We start from the raw sequence: 23,799 nt of genomic DNA, 5'->3' as shown, positions 1-23,799 counted from the left end.
CAAAACCCCGTTGGCGATCAATGGATTGAAAAAAGAACGTGTGTCGATCAGTGGGAAGGATACCAAAAAGGAGTATCCAACTTGAGAAGAGCACCTTGCCCGTAGGCCATTCAAAGATCGGCTTACTTGACCATTCTGAGGGTGCCGTCATGCGGATGAGAGGACTCAATTCCCTATTCACACCCTTCATGGTAAGAAGCCCATCGACATCTTCGGGACTGATTTTAAGACTGCTCGATACTTCAAATTTCACTGATGTCCTCCGTGGCAGTTAACGTTAAGCGCTGGGGCGAGGTCACGAGTCCCAAGCCCGCCGCGTAGCGGTTTTTGGCGGGCTTATTCCAGCCGCGCCTTGTTAATTTTAACCGCCACCTAATGTGCCGATTACTGAAATAACTAAAAAGACAAACAAAATTGCCATTACATACATTGCTATAAACTGAAAGGCTATCGCACTTACACCAAGAGCTACAGCACCTCCAGCAACCCGAGTTGGCTCCTTTTTAATGTAAGAGATCACTGCAAGAATTACAGCTAAGCCACCGAGCAGAGGAATAATTACATCGATGACTTTATCTACAGTCCATTGGGTAGTGTATGTTTCTGAAATAACCTCTTTACCTGCTAACGCATCTAAAGCAGCAGTTCTAATAGATGCAGCTTTTTCTGCAACTAGAGTCTCAAGAGTTGGTTGGGGAGAAAATGGACCTGCCCAAAAGTTGACTAATGCGAGTAATAAAGCAAAAGACCCTAGTGCAATTCCAACATATCCAAGTTTCAAGCAACTACTCCTTGTAGAAAATTAACGCCGTGCTTAGGGGCCGTAGTGAAGCGCAGCGGAACGGAGGTCCCAGCGCAGCGACTACAGCGCCTTGTTATGTTTTAGTGGTAAATTAAACCCTTTTTGGCATTGACCCCCATAGAAAACCCAGAGACGCATGCCCTTTAATGTCTCTTCGTTAGCGTAAAAATGAGCTTCCATTTTACCTTTGTTTTCGTATGTACGAAGGTGCGCATTAAACACATTGCCATCTTTGCCTTTAGAAATGCTTACCAAACTAAAAGGCATTTCCTCAATGACTAGGGGTGCTCTGATAAGAATGGCCCAAGTATCTACATCTCTAATGTACTCAATATCTACTTCAGATGCGTGGCGTTTAAAGCTCTCATCTATTGGCCCGCAATGAATACTAAGTGCAGAGCAAGAGAAAGATACCAGTAAGCCTATTATCGTGATCAGGATTCTATTCATGTGAAACATAACGCCCGCAGCACCGGACAATTTGTAGCGCAGCGGAAAATTGTTCCGCGTGCCTGCGATTGTTATGTTTTTTCTTCAAGATCATTGAATACCATAGAAACATAAGACAGAAGCGATATGCATTTATAGCCATTGATTTTTGTTCCATAATCAAGATGCTTCCTAGAGCCGTGCAATATTCCGTTACGATTTGGACCGTTCTTCTTTTTATTGTCGCTTGCGGATGAGATGCCGGCGGAAAACTGTGTTTTTGATTCAAAAGGAGTATAAAGATACGGCATATACTCGCCTGCTTTATCTTTAAACCTCTCTTGAAGCTTCTGCTTTCTTAAATCATGCTCACTGAATAGAAGGGAACCAACATTCTCAGAAAAAATGCCTTCAGTTTGCGATAAGAATAAAGGTATACATGAGATCCAATTTTGTTGCTCATACAAGTCAAATGCTACAGACAAAATGTGCTTTCTGTTTTCATGCTTTTGAAGAAGCGACTCTTTGATTTTGCTGTAATTATGGTCAATCTCCGCAATCATATAGCTATCTAGTTTCTCTTGGCCCTCATCAAAAGCCTTCTTCATATTTGCCATGTACGACTCAGATGTAATAAACCAACCTATGGCAGCAGACTTTTCTGAAAAGTCTCGAATGTTTTGGGGAACAGATGCCATACCAACTATAAAATTGCCCAGATCCTTTACGAATTCGGGATCATCCTTGATTTTTTGAAGGAGATAGCTCTTCATCCCGTTGATTAGTTCACTGCTCACCATGGTGCTCCTGAAACATAACGAATGAGATATACGTCTCCGTTAAGAAAGTTGGCGGAGTGCTTGCGCAGCGAGCACTATGACAACTTTTAGGTGACGTATCATCGGGTTGTTATATGTGGTTTGTGGCACGTAGCTGAGGCCTCTGCAATATCCATTTAGAACGTGAATTATCGCTACGAAGGCAATAGGTAGGTCTTAAGATTTTCGCTTTACTTCGAAGTCTCAGGCGCCGTCCGCATCAACGCATGTTATGCGAGCGTCGCAGGAGCGCTTCGAAGCGTAGCAGGGAATAAAATCGCCGTCCAATCGCTTTTTCGCTCAAATCCACATTATTCGTGTTTTTTCAAATCCCTCATACCAAAGTCTGAGCAAAGTACATATAACGCCGTGGTAAACGGCTTACGAAACGCAGTGTAGTAAGTCCGGTGGAGCGCAGCGGAACGTATTTGACCACCTTGTTATATTTTTGGGCAATACACTTGAAACACATTATCTTTAGAGCCTTTTAATAGAAGCTGAACTTGTTCTGGCCGCTGCCACTCTATGGCATGAAATTGCTCTAATAACTCTTCTTTATTTAGATAATCTATGGCTGCCATAAATATATCACAAGACATTCGTTTTCTTCCGCCTCCGTGTCCATCGACTTTCGCGAGCGAGCTGCCTTGATAGTTTTTACGAAGATACTCATGCACGACATCAACATTACCATGATCGCTCTTCATCCATGCTCCGTCATCAATAGAAGTAAGGATAATAATGTTTGTAATATCTGTCATTGTTGAAAATTAATCCGAGTTGAAAATATAACGCCGCCAACACAGGCAGCCGAAGCGCAGCGTAGGCTGTCCAGTGCAATGCGTGTTCTGCATTGCACGATTGTGCTTGGCCTTGTTATGTTTTGATTTCAATGCTCCCTTCCATATAAGTAACGGCGCTGCCTGATATTAATACCCTAGTACCTTTAATCTCACAAGTAAGCTTCCCGCCACGCTCTGATACTTGCTTTGCATGCAGTTTTGACTTGTTCAATTTTTCAGACCAGTACGGCATAAGCTGTGTATATGCAGAACCTGTTACTGAATCTTCAGGGATGCCAAATTTTGGCGCAAAAAAGCGAACAATGAAATCAAACTTTGACGATGGAGCGGTTGCAATGACACCACGAAGATCAAGCTGCTTTAGGTCCTCATGATTCGGTGTAATACTCAAAACATCTTTTTCTCTTTCGAACACAGCAACATAATCATCATGCTTTAAGCATTCCGAAGGTGTGAGCCCTAGCCCTGCTATAAGTGAAGTTGGTGTGTTGCATACAGTGGGGGACTGAGCCGGAAAATCTAGGGTTAGTAAATTGTCAGCTTTGGAAACAAGTAATTTCCCAGACAACGACTCAAACGACAGCACCTCATCTTTGCAGGCCAGAATATTGAATAAGACGTAAGCACTCGCCAGCGTAGCGTGGCCGCATAATTTTACTTCCTTGTTTGGAGTAAACCAGCGAATATGATAGCCACCCTTCGATGGAACAAAAAAGGCCGTTTCAGGAAGATTGTTTTCTTCCGCTATTGCCTGCATTACAGGGTCGGGCAGCCATTCTTCTAATGGGACAACCGCTGCTGGGTTCCCTTCGAACTGCTTTTCCGCAAACGCATCAATTTGGTAAATAGCTAATTTCATTACACTCTCTTAAAAACATAACGCCGTGCTTAGGGGCCGAAGTGCAGCGCAGCGAAACGGAGGTCCCAGCGCAGCGACTACAGCACCTTGTTATAGAGGCGACAATTCAAACTCTTTGCCACCACGTTGCGCAGCGCCAGCGGAGCCATTGCTGCTTAGTAATTGGCCAAGCATATCAGCTAGACCGTAATTCATACCATCTTATTGGCACACCATAATAGAGCGGTGAGCATGCCGATTACTGTAATTTCTGCAGTGGCACCAAGAACGGAACTGCGAATTTGAATACAGCACATTCCTTGATGCTGGACTGCCCGCTAGTGGCAGAGCGTTGCTGATTAAAGCCGCAATTCACTTTAAAACTGGTAGCGCCCTATAACGCCGCCAGCACAGGCCGGAGCACGCAGTGCGAAGGTCCAGCCCACGAAGTGGGCGATTGTGCCTGGCCTTGTTAAAAGTTTTGCTGCTCATAGGTGCGATTTATCTCTGTCCTAGAATACCCATACTGCTCTAAGAGATCTTCGAAGAAACCTATATCTTTGAGCTCATCCATAGTCACTTTATCTTTGTAGGCGAGACATAAAACCATGCGTGCTACGGCCATTTCTTTGTCACTGGTTATTCTTGGGCCACCATTACCATCTACCCATGCCCACAACTTCTCTTTCATTTCATCTTCGTTGAAGTCTACTCCAGACTCAGACCAATAAGCCTTCAGAGCTTCATAGGAGTCAGAAATAGGGGATTGAAATTGTGCCTCAATCTTTTCTATCCATGAAATCATGTATTGTGCGTATTCGTTCTTCATACTTTTAACGTCTTTGTGCTGGCGCGAGCGAAAGCGAGTCGAAGGCCCGCCCGCGACAGCGGACTATTTTAAGCGGGCCTGTACCAGCCACAGCTTGTTAAGATTCAGGGTGCGCGGGAAAATCGACGACAACGGTTTTTAACCCACAAGCACTGCAATTTTTATGAATACTAAACTTGAACTCAAACAGATATGAGAAATACTTCGAAAACTTAGCTCCGCCCCAAAACATGAGATAAAGAAATAGTCCAACACTAAGCACTGCATCAAGAGCTTCGCCAACAAAACTGTACCAGTTGCTAGCCCCTATTTCAGCCGCATTAAATGCAGGCACAAGTGAAACCCTAGTATTTTCAATAACAAAGCTTACGATCAAGAAGAATATCAAAAAGATAATCCCAAATACTATGGACCCACCAACAGCATCTGCTGGGTTAATCCAAAACCTAACCTTTCGTTTAAGCTTGTGATTACAATTAGTACATTTCATAGAATCTTAACGATTGGGTTCAGCCGACCGCAAAAGCGGCCCCATTGATGCTCGAAAGAAACACGGAACCCTCGCCGCTCTTGCGGGTCGGCTGCAACCCATGGTTAGATTTCTGGGCATATCTTGTTGAACAACTTGACGTAGTTCGTTCCGAGATTCTTGGCGTGTTTGCTCTGATAGTACTTCAAGCGGCCACGCGTGTCCTTTGGGTTCCAGCTACCCCAGCCATAGATTTCGACAGGCAAGTTGTGAAAGGCATACGCAAGATCGTGGGCTTGCTCGCCATCCAGGTATCGCAGCTCGACAAAAGCGTGGTGCATAAGTTCGCACAATGCTTTTCTCTGATTTTCATTGGGCAAGGTGTGTTTTTTCATGGAGAAATCTAACGCCGCTCAGCACGCGCGGCTTTGTAGTGGAGGCGAAGCCGCAACGAAAAAGCCGTCGCTGTGCCTGGCCTTGTTAGGTGATTGTGGTTCATAGATAATTCGGAATTATGTGATACAGGCTCCAAGAGCTGCTCCCAACCATAGCAAGAGCGATAATTATACCAAGTGGCAGGAAGTATTTCTTAGCTAGCTCTGTTGTTTTTTCGAGGCCGTACTTGCCTACCCAAAGTTTACCTTTTGGGCTTGTTGCCAAATAGCTCTCTAGCTCAGCACTGTCTCGTAAAAATTTGATATTCCTGGTTAAGAAATAGAGCCCTGCAATCAGCAAAATACTAGGGATTAATAATGGATGCATAAATTTTCCATAAGATACAAGTTCAATATTTCACCTAACGTTTCCGTTTGTGGTTAGTTGGCGCGGAGCAGAAACTAATCCACAACACGGATTTGTTAAGTGTTGCTTTCCACACCAGGAAAAACTACAGGTATGGTAAATTTAATGCGAGATTCTGATCGGTCCGTTGTTTCAGTTCCAGCACCCCCTCCGAAACCAATCGAAGCTACCGACAATTTTAGTCTTGCATTAGCGGCTTCGCCCTTCTCAGCTAATACAGCGACATCAAACTCCACTTTCTCTACAACTCTACTGTCAGTATGGATGTTTCTAGGCTGCCCCGTTCTTCCATAGGACTGGGAACCATCAGTGTGCGTTGTTATATGTAGAGGGTTAATAAGAGCACCACAATCAGCAAGCTCTTCATTTGCCTCAGAAATCCCGTTTGAAATCTGAACCAACGATTCTTTAACAAAATCCTTTAAATCCATGAAGCCTCCGTAAGACCCTTAACGCCGCCAACACGCGCAGCTTTGTAGTGGAGGCGAAGCCGCAACGGAAAAGCTGTCGCAGTGCTTGGCCTTGTTATCTGTCATTCGCGATTCGCTTGAAATAGAACAGCTCCGGGTCTCCCTCATCCAGGTTGTAGACTGTTCCACTTGGCGAATACCCAACAGAATCTAAAAGTTTTTGCATTGGCTCGTTGGAATTATTGGTGGAGGTGAACAACTTGTCAGTGCGGCACGCGTTTTCCAAGTACGTCAGCAGCTGCCTTGCGACACCTTGGCGGCGATGTGCCTCAGCGACCTGCAACATCGTGATAAATCCCTGGCCAAAGAATGTGTATTCAATAACTGCGTAACCCACTACGACTCCATCGACTTCGGCTACCACCGCATTCCCAGCGGCCACCCACGACTGGATATGTTCCTGTCGTTCACCATCGTCGGACACAATCGTGTCCAGCCGGATCATTGCTTCGACGTCGGAGCTTGTCGCGTCACGGGTTGAAATCATGTACTCACAGATAACGTTTGTGGCACGGGCGAGGAACGAGTCCAGTGCCCGCACTTGTTCTATTTATAAGATGCGCATGGACATGCCTGAAGATTTTGGCATTTCAGCTTTCTGAAATCCAAATTTGGCATAAAACTCAGGAGTGCCATGATCTGCCATCAAACTTACATAAGCAGTTTTAGGGGCATTTTCTTTCAGCCATGCTACGAGATGCTCATAATGATTCTTCCAACACCTTTACTTTGGTGCTCTGGCAGTACAGCCATATCGGTAACTTCGAAGAAACAGCCGCCATCCCCAATGATACGAGCGATCCCAACTTTTTCATTTCCGTGATAGACAGTCACACCATATATTGAATTTGGTAAAGCAATTTCTGCTGCTTCTTCAGATTTTCTAGAAAGCCCAGCTGCGAGTCTAATTTCAATATAATCCTTAACGGATGGAATTTCACCTTTGAGTTGATACATACATTCCCTTTAAATAGAACGCTTACAGCACGCGCGAGTGCAACGAGTCGCAGTGCCTGTGATTATTATAAAGCATCTACGATTCATCTCTGAGTCGGTCTCGTGCCCTTTCAACTATCTCATTCCAATCAACAGAAAATGGTTCCGCCAATGTTTTCTCAAATACGCAAGTAAGATTCCATAATGCTCTTGCTTCCGCCTGATCTTGAATGCTCAATTTATCCTCATTTGAGAATCTGGATAAGAATTCGAATAGCACCAAGGCTTCGTCTTTTGTAAGCCTAATTTCTACTTCATCCATACATGTCTCTAGCTTTATAACGCCCGCTTCAGCTGCGCCGAAGCCGTAGTGTTTTTGTGTTAATGTTTGAGCGCAGCGAGTAACACAAAAACGCGGAGGTTTTGGCGTCAGGCTGGAAGCGCTTGTTATGCATTTATTGTGCTGCGCCTATTTGGATTGGTAATTGGATATATAGCGCGTTCTATTAGGAGCTCACAGATAGCAGGTGATCCTTTTTCTTGAGCGAAGATAAACTCTTCCTTCGTAATACCGATAATTTGAAGCAGATCAACTTTACCCGAAACAAGCTCTATACTCTCGGGAAAATGTTTGGGAATGCCTAAGACCAAATTGCTAATGTTCGGCTCAATTGGCTGGGGAATACGTGCCCAGTGCTCAAGTAATGGTTTTTCCCCAAAATGGCCCACGGAAACCAATATGTTGAATGCAACAAGTGACTGAACAAGCGGTATTCCCCAGGAAACGTCTGTTTCGGTTTCAAGAATAAGCTCAGTTCCTAAACCAGAGTACTCTTCTTTATCTTCAGCGTACCAGGGATTAGACATACCCGATGATATGTACACCCATGTATTTCTTTCGTTCGATGGCGGACATTTGAAAACGCCGTAATGGAGCCAAGTTGGGTCTACTGACTCACGTCCAAATTGATTTTTAAAGAGATCGAAAGAGAGCGTATATATTCCTTCTCCCATATTTCCTATAAGGGATTTATATATTTTTTGCTCTCTCTGTTCCCAGGCTTCTTCGAGAATGCTCACGGTTTACCTTTATGCATAACGCCCCTATTTAATTGCGAGAGGCTTTTCCCGAGTCAATTACAATGGTTTGTTAAATCTGACCTGGTAACCAACAAACAACTTTTACATGTAAAATTCATTTTTACTGATAGTTTTAAACTCAATTCTATCTGTTTTTGCATCTAAAATTATGTCAGTTGTAACTGGCGTGTCAAAGTCATGACAATCTGATTCAAGTTCACGTCTAGGAACCAAAACAGTGCTTCCTTGTCGGATTTCTGCCCATGCAGTCATTACCGCACCACATCTACCTTGTATATTCATGTTTCCTGGAATAGGGCCTATAAGTATTTTATAGCGTTTTCCTAAAAGAGCACAAGATGCTTCAATTGTCTTTAACGTGCCGATCCTATCTTCATTCTCCATCGTTTCTATAAGTGACCAAGGAGTCCACTGCGTAGAAGTCTTGCTTTCAATCAATAAATCACCTGCCTCATTGTAAGCTCCACGATAGGTTACCGATAATTCATTGGACGTTTGATCACATTCGTAGCCGACCAATACTCTAAAGTAGTCTGCATCTGAAAAGCAGGGAATTATCCCACACAAAATTATTAATAAACGGCTCATTGCTTCCCTCTTTTGATTTAACGATCACAGCACGTGCGAGTGAAACGAGTCGCAGTGCCTTTGCTTGTTAAGAGCTACACAGTGACCAAATGCGGAAATGCTTTTGACCAGTACAATAGCTCATAATTATTTCTGAGTCCTTTTCTAAAGAAGGGGTCTCTCTCTACTAACTGCGTAGCGCGACCTTCCGACTCTGCTTCAATAATCCAGAGTGCGCCAATTGGGCTATTGGAAGGAGATTCTCGAAGTGATCCAGCCACCAGGATCTCCTGATCATTCTCGGCTAAATAATCGAGATGCGCTTGCATATACTCTTCTCGAATTGCTATCCGAGCTGGGTTATCAAATGTACGGACTACGAATCTCATAGACTCTTAACGCCCGCAGCACGGGCAAATTTGGAGCGCAGCGGAAATTTTGTCCCAGTGCCTGCGATTGTTATGCATTATCTGCCTCGTGCTTGGCCTGCCAGAAAGATACCTGATAGTCCATCAGGTCATCTTCATCGTCTGGTACGTAGAACTCCACTATGCACGGCTTTTCAGGAAAGAGCGCTCTGAGTTTCAGCTCATAGATTTCCTTGAGAGTCTTGCCGATGACGAGCAGCTTGTCCTTCGCAATGTCGCTGCAGCCGTAGTGCTGTATATCTGCTATATGCAGATGGTTGATCACCCACTCTACGGACTTTGGCGTGCTACCTTTCTGCGACTCGAATCCTCGGACAGAGTCTTTGGAGAACCCCTCCGTGAATATGTAGCCCTCGAACTCGACAAAGTTTGGCCAAAATATGGATGCGTAACCTACAGCGAGCTTAAAGTTGCCTTCACAGCCTACCCATGACTCAAGGTCAATTCCTTTCCCACTATTCCATGCCGCCAATTCGTCTTTCATACTTTCTGGTATTTCCATGATCCCTCATGCATAACGCCGCAAACAAGCGCGGCTTTGTAGTGTAGGCGTTGCCGAAACGTAAAAGCCGTCGCCTTGATTTGCATTGTTAGGTGACCTTCGATACACGCTCACAAGCCCCAATATAAAACATGCCTCCCAACAAAGTTGGAAAAATACCAAGTATTGCCAAAAATAGTACAATAATTAATCCAAACTCAAGATGCTCAAAATTGGGCGCGGACATCCCAAAAATATAAGCCAATAATGCAGTAAACATACATATAAAAGCCATAAAGAATGACCAGCCCTTGTGGCTAACCACCTTAGGCCCAATAAAAGGAGCCAATAGAAAACCGGTTAGAAAAAATACGACTAAAAATGGTATAAAATATTGAACTACTTCTGACACTTTAAGAGGCCAAGCTAAAAACATGAGCACAACATTTGGAAAAACATAAAACAAAGTTACCGGGAACCAATATGCGTTAAACATTGCCTTTTGATATTTGTTCATAGCAGACTAATTCCTGGACATCTAACGTCTCAAACACCGGATTGGTGAAGTTGGCGGCTTTTTTGGAACAAAAAAGGTGACAGCTTTGCCAAGTCCGCGTGCTTTGACTTGTTAAGCATTGCTACCACCACTTTGCAAAACCTTCTAAATGCTCAATGTGCTGGTTAACCATATCAAGATCAAAATCCCGCTTGAACTCCATATAACCCGAGCCAATTTCGCTGTGTATTCGATGAACTGACAACTCAACTTCATCTTTAGTAAATGAAAGCACTATTTCTCGATCCATATCGTAGAACTGAGCTTTACTGATTTGGCCGGCTTTCAATCCTTTTAATTGCACCAAAAACTCATCAAAAACCGCGCACTCAAACCAGATTTCCTTAGCGGTGTAAGAAAATACCCCTCTGGGAATTTCAAGTTTCAGTTCTACCTCGCAGCCAATTGAAGGCAAACGATCTTCGCTTTCATTGATTTTAAATCCAAACCAAAACGGGTTCGGTAATTCGATATCGTAGCTCATACTTTCTGATGCTTAACGCCCCGCTAAACGGCGAGCGTTAGCGAGTCCGGTGGAGGCCACGCTTTTTGTGGCCGGAACGAATTTGAGCGGCTTGTTAACAGCCGACACTCGCAACCCCTTTTAACTGGTTAGCCCATTTTATTAAATATGACTGATCCGCATTAAACTCGCCAGACAGAGTTGGACCAATAGAAATAACATTGGCACTAAACTTATATACACCTTCGACATTTCCCTGCCTATCGAGTTTTAGGCTAAGAAAAATATTGTCTTCTAAATTCTGCCATTCAATAGATGCTTCTTTGCCCAACTGGCTTTCCAGTTGTAGTAACTGCTGCCGGAGGTATTCAATTTCTTCAGATTGAAGCTCACACGCAAAACTTCCATTGAAATTCGGAACCGCGATTTTCACTTTTGCACGTTGCCAACCCTCTCTATCTGGAGCTGCGAATTCAATCTGACAATTTAGGCCGTGAGTTTCGATCTTCATAGTGCAGTTAACGCCCAAAATAACCGGTGAAATTACTCGCCAGCGTGATTGAGTCCAGTGCGTAGCGGTGTTTACGCACGAAGTTCATTTTTTGTTAACTTTCATGGCCGGTGCGGAACTTGGACTTATCTATTACTTCATCATACCAAGAACTCAAGTCACCATGACTAAAGTACTTTCGAATGACCCCTGGTTCTGGGTATTCAACAGCACTTGTAAGGAGTTGAATGCTCTCGGGAGAGCCTTTTCGTTTATTTAGATAACACCTCAGTATCTCGGAGTCTCCCAATGAAGAATACTTGACAATTAACGTTTTTAAGAATTCAAATGCGCCATCCACACTTAACCTGTTGCTAGGAATGTGCTTGTGAAAATGAGTATGAAATACCCCAGACTTGTATTCACGTAAGAGTATGCACTTTTCAGACGATTTTAGAGTCTTGCAGATTTCAAAGCCGGTATACACTTCGACTCCATTTTCTATAAAGAAAGTTAACGCTTGCAGCATGCGCGCCCATGGAATGGAGCCGAAGGCGCAATGTAATGGGCGTCGCCGTGCCTGCACTTGTTAGGCTTTAGGGCCATTCTGTTGCAGCCATCTTTGCGATTCCTCAACAACTTCCAGAAAGCGAAACCCCAGATCTCCTTTATACAATCGGAGGGGGTTTTCGTCTGACTCACTGTCAGCCAGATGTATCTTATCCTCCGGCACCTCTGGCTGTTCCCCGTAGCTCTCGGCAAAGAGCCTTATCTTATCGATGATGACCAACCACTGAAGCGCACGCTCTGGGGATAGGTTGACAGCCAAAACCAATGCATTTCTAAAGTCATCCAAGCGTGTGTGTGCAGTCTGCATGGCCAACTTTAGCGGAAGAAATTTTGCGTTCCGATCCTTTATGTCGACAATCGTCTGCTCCAGCCAATCATCCTCTAGAACATGCCTCTGAACATGAGGTAGCGCTGTTTCGTGCCCGAAAACACGACATCGATCATAAGAATCAAGCACTGCTGCAAGCAACGAATTCAGAACAAAAATCGACTTTGCTTCCTTGGCTGACCGAGGAAAATAGTCAATCAGAAGATAGAATATATACGCCGCCACAAGGCTGACCAGAACCCCGGCACTTATACTTCGAGCAGCGTCGCTTACGAGAATTGGTTCAAGAATCGTTCCCGATAAATACTCTGGCAGAGGAAGTCTTGCCTCGATTAAACACAACAGAAGAAAAGCCCCTGCGGCAACCAATAGCAGCCTGCGCTCTCTTCTGTCGACCAATAACCTCGCGGTACTCAATGTTTCTCCATGCTTATTAAGCCTAACAGTTTATTCATCGTCGTTTCCGACGCTGATTTCGGTAAATTAAGTTTGAAACCTACCACACCATACCGCTAAGACCCAGCAACAACGGGCTAGGCGTGATAATTCAACTCGTTTCAAAGCGCATATCAAATCTGACAAAACCGTCGCTTCAGACGACTATTTCCGATATCAGCGTCTCACGCGACGCATATCCCCGGCATATCCAGATATCAGCGTCGCGACTTAGGCTTGTTATGTGATCAAATGCTCAAACATCGATGGCTGGTAACTGTATGTTTATACAGCTATCTAGTGACAAGGAAACTAGCCATGGATGTCCCCAAACCTGTTTGTTCAACATCAACTCGCTTCATGGACAGGGTGACTGTGTTCATACGCTCTCGCGGTTTGGCCTACAGAACGGAGAAAACCTATTGCCTGTGGATAAAACGGTTCATCAAATTTCACGGGTATACCAGCCCCATTGAAATGCAACCCAGTGATATAGAGCCTTTCTTAAGCCATCTGGCGATAGAGCGCTTTACCGCGATCAATACACAACGCACGGCCTTGAACGCCCTGGTTTTTCTCTTCAGGGAATTTTTAAAACAGGAAATCGGCGAGCTGGACTTTCAGCAGGCCAATAAGCCCAGAAAACTTCCTACGGTTTTATCACAAGACGAAGTAAAAAGGGTCATTGCCAGGGCACCGATTTACGGAATATGCAGGAAATTCTGGGGCACTCGTCTCTGGAGACGACTCAGATCTATACCCACGTTGTGGGCTTGCATGAGAGAGGTATGGTGAGCCCAGTGGACGTCGATTAAATTCGCTACCGCCCGGCCGGTTACAGGGCACACCAAGGCAAAAATAAGTTGTTTGTTTACCATGGCACTCTGGTGCGAACTTGGCAAGTATTTATGTTTCCAGAGGTGTCGTTTGCGCCCCCTCTCCCCGGAGGCTCCTTAATGGGCTTTGGGAGGGGAACGGAGGAATGATCTCAGCTCTGTTTTGCTTCCTGTCGCCCAGGGGACTGGCCTCTTACTGGGAGAGTTGGGAGGTGAGCGTTTATATCGGGACTTCACCAAATGGCCAGGCTTCTTTTACATCGGTCCACTCTGGTAATGCCGGTAATGCCCCGGGCCGGCTTACGGCTACTGCGCCACACGCGGCTGCAAAGCTTGTCGCCGCTTCCCAGTCACTCTCTTTAAACGCTTCCAGGTCACGTCCATTCAGCGCCAGCAGTAAGCCACCGGTAAAGGCATCGCCACCCGCAGTCGTATCCACCGCTTTCACCTTAGGCGGGCTCACCCGGTATTGGCCTTTGGGGGTTTGAATCTCAATGGCTTCGGCGCCGTCGGTAATGAATACGGCTTGGGCTGTGGTCAGCCAGTCGCTTACGGCAAAGCCATTGGCTTCAATCCAGTCGGCCTCTTCGCGGGATACTTTGATGATGTCGGCCATGCGCAGGAAGCGCTGGATCATGGCGGGGTCTACCTGGCGGTTGGGCCAGAGGTTGTGGCGCAGGTTTACGTCGAAGCTGATCACGGCGTTTTGGGCGCGGGCTTTGGTAATGGCGGCCTGGGTGGTTTCGGCGATGTATTCGTCGGTTAGGGTGTTGGAGCAGAAGTGAAAGGTGCCTGCGCCATCGAATGCCGCATTGGGCAGGTCGGATGGGGTCATCACTACGTCGGCGGAGTTGTGACGCAGGAATTCGAAGCTGCGCTCGCCGCTGTCATCCAGGAATACATAAGCCAGGGGGGTGTGAGCGGTTGGGTGTACGCCCAGGTAGCTCATGTCTACGTTCAGTTGTTTCATGGCGTTCGTCAGGAACTGGCCAAAGCGGTCGTCGCCTACCTGGCCCACAAAGCGGGCGGCGGCACCCAATCGACCTACGGCGGCGGCTACGTTGGCCGGAGCGCCGCCGGGGTATTGGCGAAACTCTGGCAGGGCGAAGCCGCCTTCGTGTGCGGTGTTGAAGTTCAGAAAGTCGATCAGTAATTCGCCAAAACAGAGAATGGGCTTCATAGTGCTGCGATCTCGGGGGTTGGGCTCCCGGGTTTTGGGGAAAACGGGCCGGGAGGGATTATGTTGTTTTATTACATTTTGGCTATTGTTGCAGCCCGGGGCCAGTTTATAAACCCTTTTCCCACCTTTCGGCACCGGCCCGGTTTATGATGGGCCGACACAGGTGCTCGCCCCAGAGCGGTATTGTTGCCCCGCCCGCCTTAATGCTGGCTTTGTCATTGCAGAGTCACGGTTCGGCCGCATCATCTTTGCCATAACACCTATACTCATTGCATTGCTTTTCTCAGGAAACCAAACGTGTCCAGTTCGATGGAACTACCCCGCTATACCAAACTTGAAGAATGGGCCAACAGCCTCACCCACGGCCTCGGTGCCATGCTCTCTATCGCCGGCCTGGTGGTCATGGTGGTGTTGTCGGCCCTGCACGGTGATGCCTGGCACATCGTCAGCACGGCCATATTCGGCGCCACGCTGATCATGCTGTACAGCGCCTCTACGCTGTACCACGCCATTCAGAGCCCGCGCATTCGCAGCATCATGCAGCGGCTCGATCACATCGCCATTCTGTACCTCATTGCCGGCACCTATACGCCGTTCACCCTGGTTACCCTGCGCGGGCCCTGGGGCTGGACGTTGTTTGGCATTGTTTGGGGGTTAACACTGTTTGGCACGGTGGTGCATCTGACTCAGCTGCGCCGTTTTCACGGGCTGATGGTGGCGTTGTACCTGGTAATGGGCTGGTCGGTGGTGCTGGCGATGAAGCCGCTGCTGGACGCCTTGCCGACCACCGGGTTATGGCTACTGGTAGCGGGCGGTTTGTCTTACACCCTGGGTGTGGTGTTTTACATGCGTAAGAGTTGGCCGTTCAACCACGCTATCTGGCATCTGTTCGTGCTGGCCGGCAGCGTACTGCACTTCTTCTCAGTGGTATTTTTCGTAATTTTGTAACGCGAGGGAAGGGTTTTAACAGAAAGGCGGTAACGCAGCCTGCCTAGGCTGCGCTGAACTCTACGTTGGCGACGGCGTCTGCTTCGAATTGACGCAACAGGGATTTGCACAGCTGGCCGCAGGCACCGCAGTCGGTCGCTACACCCAACTCACGACGCACGTCGCTGTAGTCAGCGCCCTGAATCGCTTGTTCTTCGATGTCTCTGTCGGTCACGCCTTTGCATAAGCATACGTACATATCGGTTTGCTCTGTGCCTGTTGTGTATCGTTAACAGAATACTAATGCGAAGGATTATCATTGACAAGGGAAATATTCTGTCAGGTGGTAATATTTTGTATCGGGCCTCCGTCCGGGTTTTTGACGCTGTTTTTCAGGCTCTACTGTCGTCTAAAAACAAAAAAAGGGCCGCGGATTGCTCCAACGGCCCAAAAGGTTTGCTACCAGCACGTCTGAATCGTGTTTAGTCGCTTACGGCGTCTTCTTTAATGGCGTTGCGCATGCGGTGGCGCAGGATGGGGCCAATCAGGTAAGGCAATATCAGCCCCAGCCCAGCTACCAGCCACAAGCCTACCGCCAGCGGTGTACCCCAGAGAATGCCCCAGTCGCCATCGGAGATGATCATGGCGTGGCCGAGGTTTTTCTCCATTTCGGGGCCGAGCAACATACCCAGAATAATCGGCACCAGCGGCATCTCGAGCTTGCGCAATATGTACCCCGCTACCCCGAAGGCGACCATAAAATACAGGTCGAAGGTGCTGTGACTGATCGAGTAGATGCCTACAAAGGCAATCATCGTCACCATGGGTAGCAGGTACATCGGCGGTACCGAAAGTACCTTCACGAACACTCCAATCATCGGAATGTTCAGCACCAGCAGCAGCAGGTTGCCAATCAGCAGGGCGGCAATCACGCCCCACACGATGTCGGCGTTCTGGGTGAACATCAGCGGGCCGGGGGTGATGTTGAGGGAAATCAGCATCGCCAGCAGTACGGCCGTGGTGCCGCTGCCCGGTACGCCCAGGGTCAGCATGGGCACCAGCGCACCGGAGGAAGCGCCGTTGTTGCCGGCTTCCGGTGCGGCTACGCCGCGCATGTCGCCTTCGCCAAAGCGGCCCTTCTTGCCGAGCACTTTCTTTTCGAGGGTGTAGCTGATGAAGCTGCCCAGGGAGGCACCGGCACCGGGCAACACGCCCGCCACAAAGCCCAGAATACCACCGCGAAAGGTTGTCGGCAGAATGCTGTAGATGTCTTTCATACTCAGTTTCAGCTTGCCCACCTGAATCAGCGCCCGGCCTTTGCCGGCACGTTCTTCAATGAACAGCAGTAACTCGGAGATGGCAAACAGGCCCACAATGGCCAGAATGAAGTCGATGCCCTCGTACAGTTCCAGCACGCCAAAGGTGTAGCGCTGGGTGCCGGTGGAAATGTCGATGCCCACGGTCGAGATCATGATGCCGAGCGTGGCGGCCACCACGGTTTTCATCGGATTCTTACCGGTAATGCCGCCCAGGGTGGCAAAGGCCAGCACGAACAGGGCGAAGTATTCCGCTGGGCCGAAGGTCAGGGCAAATCGGGCCAGTACCGGGGCCAGCAGGATCAGACCCAAGGTACCAATTAAACCACCAATAAAGGAGGCAATGGCGGAAACGGCCAGTGCTTCAGCGGCCTTGCCGTTTTTGGCCATGGGGTAGCCGTCGAGGCAGGTCATCATCGCCGGTTCGTCGCCGGGGATGTTGAGCAGAATCGATGAAATACGGCCGCCGTACATGGCGCCAGCGTATACCGAGGTGAGCAGAATCATGGCGGACTCTGGTGGTAACCCCAGGGTGAATGCCAGCGGAATAAGAATGGCAACGCCATTGGCTGGGCCCAGGCCCGGCAGCGCGCCGATCAGGGTGCCCAGGAATGCGCCACACAAGGCCAACATCAGGTTGGTGGGTGTCAGCGCAACGGCGAAGCCTTCCATCAAGAATTGCAGGGTTTCCATCAGTCAAACTCCAGCAAGCCACCAGGCAGGCTCAATTCGAGTAGGTTGTTGAACAACAGGAACACCGATACCGCGCTGATCACACCAACCAGGAACGCCGCTCTCGGCTTCGCGCCCATGCGCCAGCACAGGGTGCCCACGGCCAGGGTTGTGGCAATCACAAAACCCAGTGTTTCGAGCACGAAGGCGTACAACACCAGTATGACCATGGCGCCCACCAGTTCGGCGGCGGTGCGGCCCATGGGCCAGTGTGCATCGGGGTCGGGCTTGAACATCAGGTACAGGCTCGAACCGGCCAGTATGAAGGCCAGAATAGTCGGGAAGGTCTCGGGGCCGACGGCCTCGTGGCCGCCAAACGGCGGCGGCCACTGCTGTGCGACCCAGCCGTACGAGACGGCCAGGACGAACAGGGCGAGACCCAGAAAGCGGTCTCCAAACGAGGTCATCTCAGCAGCCCTATTTCACGAGACAGGGTTTCAATGTCGGCCACTTGCTGGGTAACAAAGGCTTCGAACTCATCTGCAGGCGGGTGGAACGGGATCAGGCCATTGCGGGTCATGACCGCTTTCCACTCATCGCTGGCATAAAGCTCGTCGATGGCGTTTACCCAGTATTCCTTGGCTTCGTCGTCGGCATCAGCCGGCATGTAGAAACCGCGCCAGTTCGGGCCCAGTGCATCAATGCCCTGCTCACGCGCTGTAGGGATCTCGCTGAACTTGCCCGGCAGGCGGTCTTCTGCCAACACGGCCAGTACGCGCAGGTCACCCGAGTCGATAAAGCCCGTGGCTTCAGAGATGTCGCCGGTAAAGGCATCCACATGGCCACCGATGACCTGAGTCATGGCTTCGCCGCCGTTGTTGTACGACAGGTAGGGAATGCTCGGCAAGGAACCGGCACCGGCTGCTTTGGCGGCAATCAGCACTTTCAAGTGGTCCCAGCCGCCGTTGGCACTGCCACCGGCAAACTTGACGCTGCGTGGGTCGGCTTTAACCGCGTCCATCAGGTCGTTCAGGTTTTCATAGTCGGAATCCTGACTGACGGCGATGATGCCGTAATCCGCACCCAGGGCGCCGACCCATTTCACCATGCCGGCGTTCATGCCCGGAAATTGCTGTTGCGCCAGTCGGGTGGTGGTTGCGGTCGAAGCGGCGACCAGGAGTTTGTCGTCGCTGTTACGCTTACTGATGGTATGAGCGAAGGCAACGCCACCACCAGCACCGGCCATGTTGGTGGTCTGTACCGAACCCGTCACCATACCCAGCTCTTCCAGCACGTTACCCACACTGCGACAGGTGAAGTCCCAGCCGCCGCCCGGATCAGCCGGGGCGATACATTCAACTCGGCCACTGGGTTCCCAGGCCATAGCGGATACGCTGAACGCCGCAGCGGCCAGCAAAGACAAGGATTGCTTGAATTTCATGATGGTCTTCCTCTGCTTTTGTTGTTGTATTTCTACTGTGATTCCCGAACACACAGAGCGTGTTGTTCAGGTTCGATGCAGAGGCTAGGCCTGTGGTTGTTTGTTGACCAGATTGTGGGCGTAATGCCTTTAACGCACTTAAAGGGCGTTTTGTTCATAAAGATCACGCGAAATCAGACGTCAGCTCGGTTAGGCTAGCGGGACTATAAAAAAACACCGTTTCCGGCTGCACCGGAAGCGACTGTGCGCAATCACAGCAGAAACGCAGGCAGAACCCCTTCTCGTGTTTAAACGACTGAAACTCAAGACCCGAATGATTCTGGTGCTGGGTCTGGTCAGTGCCATTCAAACCGGCATCATCGGCGGCTTTGCCTGGTACTACCTGAGCGCCTCGCTGGATGAACAGATCGGTCAGCGCGCCCTGAACGTGGCCAAAACCATTGCCGCCACACCGGATATCATTCGCGGCGTGCAAGCGCGCGATGTCGAGTCGCTGAACCAGCTCAGTCAGAAACTGGCCAACACCAACGATGCCCTGTTCATCGTGATCGGGGATCACAACAGCATTCGGCTGGCACACCCGAACCCGGAACGGCTGGGCCATTCCATGGCGGACGACGATGGTGACGACGGCTCCATTGCGTTAATAGACGGCCAGGGCTACGTCAACAAGGCGCTTGGCAGCCTGGGGCTATCGATGCGCGGCAAAGCACCCATTTACGATATGGTCGGCGAGGAGATCATCGGCATTGTCTCGGTCGGTTATTCGCTGGACCAGGTGCGCTCCACCATTGCCCGTTACAATCTGGTCTTGTACCTGGTCATGGCGGTCATGCTGGTGGGCAGTGTGGCGGTTGCCATTATCATTGCCGGGCGGTTCAAACGCGCGATCTTTGGCCTGGAACCGGAGCAGATAGCCCGGCTGTTCGAAGAACGGGACGCGACGCTTCAGTCGGTGCGCGAGGGCATTATCGCGGTGAACCGGGAAGGCATTATCACCACCATTAACCGCACCGCGGTCGATAGCCTGGGGCTGGAATCGGATAAACCCCTGGCCGGTCGGCCCATAGCCGAAGTACTGCCCGACAGCGGTTTAATGGCCGCACTGGAACGGGGCGAGCCGGAGTTCGACCAGGAAATCTGGCTGCAGGGCCGGCACATGATCGTCAACCGGCTGCCGGTGAAACAGGGTGCCAACATCATCGGTGTTGTGTCGAGCTTCCGGCTGCGCGACGAGCTCGATCAGATCAGCCGCCAGCTCACCCGCATTCAGCAATACGCCGATACGTTGCGCAGCCAGACGCACGAATATTCGAACAAGCTGCACACCATTGCCGGGCTGATTCAGATAGGCGCCACCGAGGAAGCCATGGCGTTAATCGGCAGTGAAGTGCACGATCACCAAACACTGATTCACCTGCTGCTCGATGCCGTGCCCGACCCGGTATTGGCCGGCTGCATTCTCGGCAAATACAACCGCGCCCGGGAAATGGGCCAGACCCTGGTGATCGACCCGGACAGCCACATGGCCGACGTGCCCGTTCAATTGCCAAGAGATCAGTTGGTCAGCGTGCTCGGCAACCTGATCGATAACGCGCTCGAAGCCACGCGCCGTCACCGCGGTGAAGGCGGCCAGGTGCAACTGAGCATGACGGATCTCGGGCTGGACCTGATTTTTGAAGTGGAAGACCAGGGCCCGGGCATCAGTGCGGAAGAGGAAGCGCGGATGTTTGAAAAAGGCGTCACCAGCAAGACCGACAGCGGCCATGGCTTTGGCCTGTACCTGGTCCGCCAGTTTGTTGAACGCTGGGGCGGGTCAGTCACGGTCGAAAACCTGGCCGCCGGTGGCAGCCGGTTTACACTGTATTTGCCCAAGCAACCCCTTAACCCGATGGGGGCCGCGCAATGAGAACACTCAGACTGCTAATTGCCGAAGACGACCGTCAGGTGGCGGAGATTCAGCGCCGCTTTATCGAACGCATGGACGCGATTGAACTGGTCGGCATTGCGCACACCCTGGCGGATGCCCGCGACCAGATCGATGTGCTCACGCCCGACCTCGTCTTGCTCGATGTTCACTTCCCGGACGGCAATGGCCTGGAGCTGCTGCGCGAACTGCGCGCCGGCAACAGCCACACCGATATTATTCTGATCACCGCCGCGCGCGAGGTAAACACAGTGCGCAGCGCACTGCACGGCGGTGTGTTCGACTACATTCTGAAGCCCCTGGTGTACGAACGTCTCGAAGAGGCCCTGAATCATTTTCGCGCCCACCTGGATACACTCGATAGCCTGCACAATGTGGCGCAAAAGGAAGTCGATTTACTCTTGCCCAGAGGCCACGCGGAAACCCCGGTCGATGAACCGGTGCGGTTACCCAAAGGCATCGATGCGCTAACCCTCGACAAGATTCGCCACGTGGTGGAAACCGGCGACTGGAGTGCCGACGCCGTCGGCCAGCGCATTGGGGCATCGCGCACCACAGCCCGGCGTTACCTGGAATTCATGGTCAGCACCGGCGAACTCAGTGCCGAGGTGAATTACGGCACCGTGGGCAGGCCCGAGCGTCGCTACCGCCACCTGAACGGCTAAACCGCAGTTGAGCAACCCCGTTGCCGATGCCGTATACTGGCGCGCACACCCTCATGTGAAGAGACCCCTGTGGACGGCAAATCCCTACTGATCCTGTTGTTTGTGATCATCGCCGGCGCCTGGATCTGGCACCACCTCGGCCTGCGTCAGATTGCCCTGCACCATGCCCGCCGCGCGGCCAAAAAAGAAGGCGTACAAATGCTCGACGACAGCATTTACCTGCGCCGCATGCGCCTCGCCCGATCGACCGAGAGCATCATCGCCTTTCAGCGCATGTATCAGTTTGAATTCAGTACGGTGGGAGACCGGCGGTTTCTGGGCTGGGTGATTTTACGTGGGAGGCGACTGGAATCGGTGCATTGGCAGCCGTACGTTGAAGACAAAATTATCCACTAGCCACGTCAGGATTGGTGGCTAATTTGGCTGTGTCGTGAGAACCCGCGGAGGATGGCAGGGATACTCCTGCGGGGGCGCCGTGAATACATCCGTGTAGGCTTAACTTCGGCATCCATGCCTCAGATACCCCCGCATGAGCATCCCTGCCAACCGCCGCTAATCCATAACGCCCTTCAAAATCCAATAACTACTACAACATACTGAGCGACAGACTCTGCAAGTCGACACCTTCGGCACCATCCGGCAACACCTTGGAGATGCGCAGCGGCACCTGGTCTTCTTCGGGGGTCAGTTTGGCCAGATCGATGCGTGGCCCAAGTAGGTAGCCGGTGTCGTTGGGAAGCAGGATCTGCACCACGGGCAGCAGGCGCTGGCCCATGCGGGCCTGAAGTACCACGGCAATGGAGTCGTCGGTCATGCGCACCAGGGTGCCCGGGGTGACCCAGCCCATGAATTGAATAAAGGCTTCTACCACCGTGCCTTCGAACTGGGTTTCGCGTTGCTGCCAGAGAATGCTCAGGGCTTCGTGGTGGGAGCGGGCGGCATCGTAAACACGGTGCGAGGTGATGGCATCGTAGGCGTCGACCACCGCAACCAGGGCGGCCATGGCACTGTATTCGCCGGCTTTTTTACCGTTCGGGTAGCCGCGGCCATCCGGCCGTTCATGGTGATCGAGCACGGCGACTGCCACGTCGGCGGGTACGTCTTTGTCGGTTGTAAGCAGGTCGTAGCCCAGTTGCGAATGCCGTTTCAGATGGTCGAACTCCTCCGGCGTGAGTCGCCCGGGCTTGTTCAGAATATCGTGATCGAGCCGCATTTTTCCCAGGTCGTGCAGCAAGCCGGCAAGGCCTGCGTGTTCGACGTCTTTGTCGTCCCATTCCAGCGCGCGGGCCAGGCCCATCGATAAAATAGCGACGTTGATGCAATGCTGGGCGGTGTAGTTGTCTTGCTGTTTGATGCGCGTTAGCCAAACCAGCGCCGAGAGGTTTTTATCCAGCGTGGTGGCCAGGGCCGAGACAGCATTTTTCGCGCCCGTCAGATCGAGCGGCCCGCCCCGGGTAATCGTGTGAATTAAGCGGCGCGCTTGCTGATCGAGCCCGACGTAGCCACGCAGGGCTGCTTTCATGGCCGGCTGGGTGACCCGGGTATGACGCAACCGGTTGATGGGGTGTTTGGCGTTGCTGGCGGCGGCCGAGACATTCAGCGACGCCGTCAGCGGTTTGCCCGGGCTGATCGACGGCGGACGCCGGGGCGCAAGCACCTTGCGCAGGCTGCGGTTCAGGTCGACCACCACCCAGGCGCAATGGCGTTCGAACCAGGCTTTGTTCTCGGGGGTTTCAATCATCACGCCCTGCATCAGAAAGGGCGATTCACTCCAGTCGCGATCCATGCGCGCCACAAAATGCCCGACCAGCAATTCGGCCGGGTGTATCCTCGCCTGATGTTCCCACAAGGGCTCTGCATCCTGTGAAATGGGGCGTGACGGCTCTTTCATGAACAGCCAGTCTCGTCACCGTTCCCAACGGAAAACGCACGGGTTAACACTGCGCACATAGTGTTCGGATTCTCCATCGAACAAGTATTGCTCCATTCCAGCCCGACCCGGTTCACTTGCCAAACACCGTGTTCGGGCCGTACAGATTTCCCTGCTTTCCGGTTAAACGTTACCTGAAAACGGTTACAACAATAGCAGTGATTGCTCTGGAAATCAGTCCACGTATGTAACCCGACGTTCCCGCAGGAAGCCTTGTCAGTCAACAATCCGACTAAAGTAGCAGCGTTTTGTGCCAAAAAACCCTCGACAACTGGGCGTCGCTCACCGACA

Annotated in this window: 31 protein-coding genes and 1 pseudogene; 6 read left to right on the top strand and 26 right to left on the bottom strand. The window is 50.6% G+C overall.

Going from position 1 to position 23,799, the window contains the following annotated elements:
* Window positions 1–361: 361 nt before the first annotated feature.
* From EP166_RS16995 to EP166_RS16900, 20 genes are all read right to left on the bottom strand, one after another.
* Window positions 362–781: a hypothetical protein gene (locus EP166_RS16995; RefSeq protein WP_127559275.1), complete on the bottom strand. Its 420-nt coding sequence runs from the start codon at window positions 779–781 to the stop codon at window positions 362–364.
* Window positions 782–862: 81 nt separating this feature from the next.
* Complete coding sequence (locus EP166_RS16990) at window positions 863–1,252, bottom strand: YceK/YidQ family lipoprotein (protein WP_127559273.1); 390 nt, start codon at window positions 1,250–1,252, stop codon at window positions 863–865.
* A 71-nt stretch (window positions 1,253–1,323) separates the two neighbouring features.
* Window positions 1,324–2,031: a hypothetical protein gene (locus EP166_RS16985; RefSeq protein WP_127559271.1), complete on the bottom strand. Its 708-nt coding sequence runs from the start codon at window positions 2,029–2,031 to the stop codon at window positions 1,324–1,326.
* Window positions 2,032–2,489: 458 nt separating this feature from the next.
* The gene (locus tag EP166_RS16980; RefSeq protein ID WP_127559269.1) at window positions 2,490–2,810 is read right to left on the bottom strand and encodes a hypothetical protein; all 321 of its coding nucleotides are present in this window, start codon (window positions 2,808–2,810) and stop codon (window positions 2,490–2,492) included.
* A 115-nt stretch (window positions 2,811–2,925) separates the two neighbouring features.
* Window positions 2,926–3,711, bottom strand: coding sequence for a PhzF family phenazine biosynthesis protein (locus tag EP166_RS16975; protein ID WP_127559267.1), 786 nt, complete (start codon window positions 3,709–3,711; stop codon window positions 2,926–2,928).
* 451 nt (window positions 3,712–4,162) lie between these two features.
* The gene (locus EP166_RS16970; protein WP_127559265.1) at window positions 4,163–4,519 is read right to left on the bottom strand and encodes a hypothetical protein; all 357 of its coding nucleotides are present in this window, start codon (window positions 4,517–4,519) and stop codon (window positions 4,163–4,165) included.
* A gap of 594 nt (window positions 4,520–5,113) precedes the next feature.
* The gene (locus EP166_RS16965; protein WP_127559263.1) at window positions 5,114–5,383 is read right to left on the bottom strand and encodes a hypothetical protein; all 270 of its coding nucleotides are present in this window, start codon (window positions 5,381–5,383) and stop codon (window positions 5,114–5,116) included.
* A 100-nt stretch (window positions 5,384–5,483) separates the two neighbouring features.
* Window positions 5,484–5,750: a hypothetical protein gene (locus EP166_RS21335; protein ID WP_220432615.1), complete on the bottom strand. Its 267-nt coding sequence runs from the start codon at window positions 5,748–5,750 to the stop codon at window positions 5,484–5,486.
* A 95-nt stretch (window positions 5,751–5,845) separates the two neighbouring features.
* Window positions 5,846–6,220: a trypco2 family protein gene (locus EP166_RS16960; RefSeq protein WP_127559261.1), complete on the bottom strand. Its 375-nt coding sequence runs from the start codon at window positions 6,218–6,220 to the stop codon at window positions 5,846–5,848.
* A 94-nt stretch (window positions 6,221–6,314) separates the two neighbouring features.
* Window positions 6,315–6,746 (bottom strand): GNAT family N-acetyltransferase, encoded by a 432-nt coding sequence (locus tag EP166_RS16950; protein ID WP_127559259.1) that lies wholly within the window; start codon window positions 6,744–6,746, stop codon window positions 6,315–6,317.
* A gap of 203 nt (window positions 6,747–6,949) precedes the next feature.
* A complete protein-coding gene (locus EP166_RS16945) occupies window positions 6,950–7,216 on the bottom strand; it encodes a GNAT family N-acetyltransferase (protein ID WP_220432614.1) in 267 nt (88 codons plus the stop codon).
* Window positions 7,217–7,292: 76 nt separating this feature from the next.
* Window positions 7,293–7,517 carry a hypothetical protein gene (locus EP166_RS16940; RefSeq protein ID WP_127559257.1) on the bottom strand — a complete coding sequence of 75 codons (225 nt, stop codon included), beginning with the start codon at window positions 7,515–7,517 and terminating at the stop codon, window positions 7,293–7,295.
* Window positions 7,518–7,642: 125 nt separating this feature from the next.
* Window positions 7,643–8,275, bottom strand: a complete 633-nt coding sequence (locus EP166_RS16935; protein WP_127559255.1) for a suppressor of fused domain protein — start codon at window positions 8,273–8,275, stop codon at window positions 7,643–7,645.
* 102 nt (window positions 8,276–8,377) lie between these two features.
* Window positions 8,378–8,884: a hypothetical protein gene (locus EP166_RS16930; protein ID WP_127559253.1), complete on the bottom strand. Its 507-nt coding sequence runs from the start codon at window positions 8,882–8,884 to the stop codon at window positions 8,378–8,380.
* Between the two features lie 74 nt (window positions 8,885–8,958).
* Window positions 8,959–9,252, bottom strand: coding sequence for a YciI family protein (locus tag EP166_RS21785; RefSeq protein ID WP_127559251.1), 294 nt, complete (start codon window positions 9,250–9,252; stop codon window positions 8,959–8,961).
* Window positions 9,253–9,322: 70 nt separating this feature from the next.
* Window positions 9,323–9,793, bottom strand: coding sequence for a hypothetical protein (locus EP166_RS16920; protein ID WP_127559249.1), 471 nt, complete (start codon window positions 9,791–9,793; stop codon window positions 9,323–9,325).
* Between the two features lie 88 nt (window positions 9,794–9,881).
* On the bottom strand, window positions 9,882–10,289 hold the full coding sequence (locus tag EP166_RS16915; RefSeq protein ID WP_127559247.1) for a hypothetical protein: 408 nt from the start codon (window positions 10,287–10,289) through the stop codon (window positions 9,882–9,884).
* A gap of 121 nt (window positions 10,290–10,410) precedes the next feature.
* Window positions 10,411–10,812: a hypothetical protein gene (locus EP166_RS16910; RefSeq protein ID WP_127559245.1), complete on the bottom strand. Its 402-nt coding sequence runs from the start codon at window positions 10,810–10,812 to the stop codon at window positions 10,411–10,413.
* Between the two features lie 94 nt (window positions 10,813–10,906).
* Window positions 10,907–11,302 carry a WapI family immunity protein gene (locus tag EP166_RS16905; protein WP_127559243.1) on the bottom strand — a complete coding sequence of 132 codons (396 nt, stop codon included), beginning with the start codon at window positions 11,300–11,302 and terminating at the stop codon, window positions 10,907–10,909.
* A gap of 568 nt (window positions 11,303–11,870) precedes the next feature.
* Window positions 11,871–12,596 (bottom strand): hypothetical protein, encoded by a 726-nt coding sequence (locus tag EP166_RS16900; RefSeq protein ID WP_127559241.1) that lies wholly within the window; start codon window positions 12,594–12,596, stop codon window positions 11,871–11,873.
* 270 nt (window positions 12,597–12,866) lie between these two features.
* Here EP166_RS16900 and EP166_RS21705 point away from each other — a divergent pair.
* Window positions 12,867–13,214, top strand: a pseudogene (locus EP166_RS21705) (site-specific integrase); the annotation flags it as partial.
* A gap of 110 nt (window positions 13,215–13,324) precedes the next feature.
* Window positions 13,325–13,429: a hypothetical protein gene (locus tag EP166_RS21655; RefSeq protein WP_127559239.1), complete on the top strand. Its 105-nt coding sequence runs from the start codon at window positions 13,325–13,327 to the stop codon at window positions 13,427–13,429.
* A gap of 241 nt (window positions 13,430–13,670) precedes the next feature.
* On the opposite strand, the gene EP166_RS16890 is transcribed toward EP166_RS21655, so the two are convergent.
* Window positions 13,671–14,630 carry a carbohydrate kinase family protein gene (locus EP166_RS16890; protein WP_127559238.1) on the bottom strand — a complete coding sequence of 320 codons (960 nt, stop codon included), beginning with the start codon at window positions 14,628–14,630 and terminating at the stop codon, window positions 13,671–13,673.
* Between the two features lie 297 nt (window positions 14,631–14,927).
* Between EP166_RS16890 and trhA the strand changes: the two genes are divergently transcribed.
* The gene (trhA, locus tag EP166_RS16885; protein ID WP_246026331.1) at window positions 14,928–15,578 is read left to right on the top strand and encodes a PAQR family membrane homeostasis protein TrhA; all 651 of its coding nucleotides are present in this window, start codon (window positions 14,928–14,930) and stop codon (window positions 15,576–15,578) included.
* A 43-nt stretch (window positions 15,579–15,621) separates the two neighbouring features.
* Here the strand turns inward: trhA and EP166_RS16880 are convergent, their stop codons facing one another.
* From EP166_RS16880 to EP166_RS16865, 4 genes are all read right to left on the bottom strand, one after another.
* On the bottom strand, window positions 15,622–15,816 hold the full coding sequence (locus EP166_RS16880; protein ID WP_127559236.1) for a (2Fe-2S)-binding protein: 195 nt from the start codon (window positions 15,814–15,816) through the stop codon (window positions 15,622–15,624).
* A 223-nt stretch (window positions 15,817–16,039) separates the two neighbouring features.
* A complete protein-coding gene (locus EP166_RS16875; RefSeq protein WP_127559234.1) occupies window positions 16,040–17,566 on the bottom strand; it encodes a tripartite tricarboxylate transporter permease in 1,527 nt (508 codons plus the stop codon).
* On the bottom strand, window positions 17,566–18,012 hold the full coding sequence (locus EP166_RS16870; RefSeq protein WP_127559232.1) for a tripartite tricarboxylate transporter TctB family protein: 447 nt from the start codon (window positions 18,010–18,012) through the stop codon (window positions 17,566–17,568). Before EP166_RS16870 ends, EP166_RS16875 begins: the two co-directional genes overlap by 1 nt.
* Window positions 18,009–18,986, bottom strand: a complete 978-nt coding sequence (locus tag EP166_RS16865; RefSeq protein WP_127559230.1) for a Bug family tripartite tricarboxylate transporter substrate binding protein — start codon at window positions 18,984–18,986, stop codon at window positions 18,009–18,011. Before EP166_RS16865 ends, EP166_RS16870 begins: the two co-directional genes overlap by 4 nt.
* A gap of 283 nt (window positions 18,987–19,269) precedes the next feature.
* Between EP166_RS16865 and EP166_RS16860 the strand changes: the two genes are divergently transcribed.
* The 3 genes from EP166_RS16860 (at window position 19,270) to EP166_RS16850 (ending at window position 21,974) form a co-directional block, all read left to right on the top strand.
* Window positions 19,270–20,895: an ATP-binding protein gene (locus tag EP166_RS16860; RefSeq protein ID WP_342775650.1), complete on the top strand. Its 1,626-nt coding sequence runs from the start codon at window positions 19,270–19,272 to the stop codon at window positions 20,893–20,895.
* Entirely contained in the window at window positions 20,892–21,578 is a 687-nt protein-coding gene (locus EP166_RS16855; RefSeq protein WP_127559228.1) for a response regulator, read from the top strand. The genes EP166_RS16860 and EP166_RS16855 overlap by 4 nt, the downstream gene beginning before the upstream one ends.
* A 69-nt stretch (window positions 21,579–21,647) precedes the next feature.
* A complete protein-coding gene (locus EP166_RS16850; RefSeq protein WP_164743993.1) occupies window positions 21,648–21,974 on the top strand; it encodes a DUF3301 domain-containing protein in 327 nt (108 codons plus the stop codon).
* A gap of 190 nt (window positions 21,975–22,164) precedes the next feature.
* Here the strand turns inward: EP166_RS16850 and EP166_RS16845 are convergent, their stop codons facing one another.
* Window positions 22,165–23,469, bottom strand: coding sequence for an HD-GYP domain-containing protein (locus EP166_RS16845; protein WP_127559225.1), 1,305 nt, complete (start codon window positions 23,467–23,469; stop codon window positions 22,165–22,167).
* Window positions 23,470–23,799 lie beyond the last annotated feature (330 nt).

This window comes from Saccharospirillum alexandrii (genome assembly GCF_004000275.1).
GTDB lineage: Bacteria > Pseudomonadota > Gammaproteobacteria > Pseudomonadales > Natronospirillaceae > Saccharospirillum > Saccharospirillum alexandrii.
This window is presented reverse-complemented; position numbering and strand designations above follow the sequence as displayed.

Bases quoted from the DNA above. Each gene is read 5' to 3' on its own strand.
- EP166_RS16980 (WP_127559269.1), bottom strand. From the start codon at position 2,810: ATGACAGATATTACAAACATTATTATCCTTACTTCTATTGATGACGGA.
- EP166_RS16890 (WP_127559238.1), bottom strand. From the start codon at position 14,630: ATGAAGCCCATTCTCTGTTTTGGCGAATTACTGATCGACTTTCTGAAC.
- EP166_RS16905 (WP_127559243.1), bottom strand. From the start codon at position 11,302: ATGAAGATCGAAACTCACGGCCTAAATTGTCAGATTGAATTCGCAGCT.
- EP166_RS16880 (WP_127559236.1), bottom strand. From the start codon at position 15,816: ATGTACGTATGCTTATGCAAAGGCGTGACCGACAGAGACATCGAAGAA.
- EP166_RS16920 (WP_127559249.1), bottom strand. From the start codon at position 9,793: ATGGAAATACCAGAAAGTATGAAAGACGAATTGGCGGCATGGAATAGT.
- EP166_RS16915 (WP_127559247.1), bottom strand. From the start codon at position 10,289: ATGAACAAATATCAAAAGGCAATGTTTAACGCATATTGGTTCCCGGTA.
- EP166_RS21785 (WP_127559251.1), bottom strand. From the start codon at position 9,252: ATGAGATTCGTAGTCCGTACATTTGATAACCCAGCTCGGATAGCAATT.
- EP166_RS16910 (WP_127559245.1), bottom strand. From the start codon at position 10,812: ATGAGCTACGATATCGAATTACCGAACCCGTTTTGGTTTGGATTTAAA.
- EP166_RS16990 (WP_127559273.1), bottom strand. From the start codon at position 1,252: ATGAATAGAATCCTGATCACGATAATAGGCTTACTGGTATCTTTCTCT.
- EP166_RS16940 (WP_127559257.1), bottom strand. From the start codon at position 7,517: ATGGATGAAGTAGAAATTAGGCTTACAAAAGACGAAGCCTTGGTGCTA.
- EP166_RS16950 (WP_127559259.1), bottom strand. From the start codon at position 6,746: ATGATTTCAACCCGTGACGCGACAAGCTCCGACGTCGAAGCAATGATC.
- EP166_RS16960 (WP_127559261.1), bottom strand. From the start codon at position 6,220: ATGGATTTAAAGGATTTTGTTAAAGAATCGTTGGTTCAGATTTCAAAC.
- EP166_RS16975 (WP_127559267.1), bottom strand. From the start codon at position 3,711: ATGAAATTAGCTATTTACCAAATTGATGCGTTTGCGGAAAAGCAGTTC.
- EP166_RS16845 (WP_127559225.1), bottom strand. From the start codon at position 23,469: ATGAAAGAGCCGTCACGCCCCATTTCACAGGATGCAGAGCCCTTGTGG.
- EP166_RS21655 (WP_127559239.1), top strand. From the start codon at position 13,325: ATGCAGGAAATTCTGGGGCACTCGTCTCTGGAGACGACTCAGATCTAT.
- EP166_RS16965 (WP_127559263.1), bottom strand. From the start codon at position 5,383: ATGAAAAAACACACCTTGCCCAATGAAAATCAGAGAAAAGCATTGTGC.
- EP166_RS16970 (WP_127559265.1), bottom strand. From the start codon at position 4,519: ATGAAGAACGAATACGCACAATACATGATTTCATGGATAGAAAAGATT.
- EP166_RS16875 (WP_127559234.1), bottom strand. From the start codon at position 17,566: ATGGAAACCCTGCAATTCTTGATGGAAGGCTTCGCCGTTGCGCTGACA.
- EP166_RS16870 (WP_127559232.1), bottom strand. From the start codon at position 18,012: ATGACCTCGTTTGGAGACCGCTTTCTGGGTCTCGCCCTGTTCGTCCTG.
- EP166_RS16985 (WP_127559271.1), bottom strand. From the start codon at position 2,031: ATGGTGAGCAGTGAACTAATCAACGGGATGAAGAGCTATCTCCTTCAA.
- EP166_RS16945 (WP_220432614.1), bottom strand. From the start codon at position 7,216: ATGTATCAACTCAAAGGTGAAATTCCATCCGTTAAGGATTATATTGAA.
- EP166_RS21335 (WP_220432615.1), bottom strand. From the start codon at position 5,750: ATGCATCCATTATTAATCCCTAGTATTTTGCTGATTGCAGGGCTCTAT.
- EP166_RS16930 (WP_127559253.1), bottom strand. From the start codon at position 8,884: ATGAGCCGTTTATTAATAATTTTGTGTGGGATAATTCCCTGCTTTTCA.
- EP166_RS16855 (WP_127559228.1), top strand. From the start codon at position 20,892: ATGAGAACACTCAGACTGCTAATTGCCGAAGACGACCGTCAGGTGGCG.
- EP166_RS16865 (WP_127559230.1), bottom strand. From the start codon at position 18,986: ATGAAATTCAAGCAATCCTTGTCTTTGCTGGCCGCTGCGGCGTTCAGC.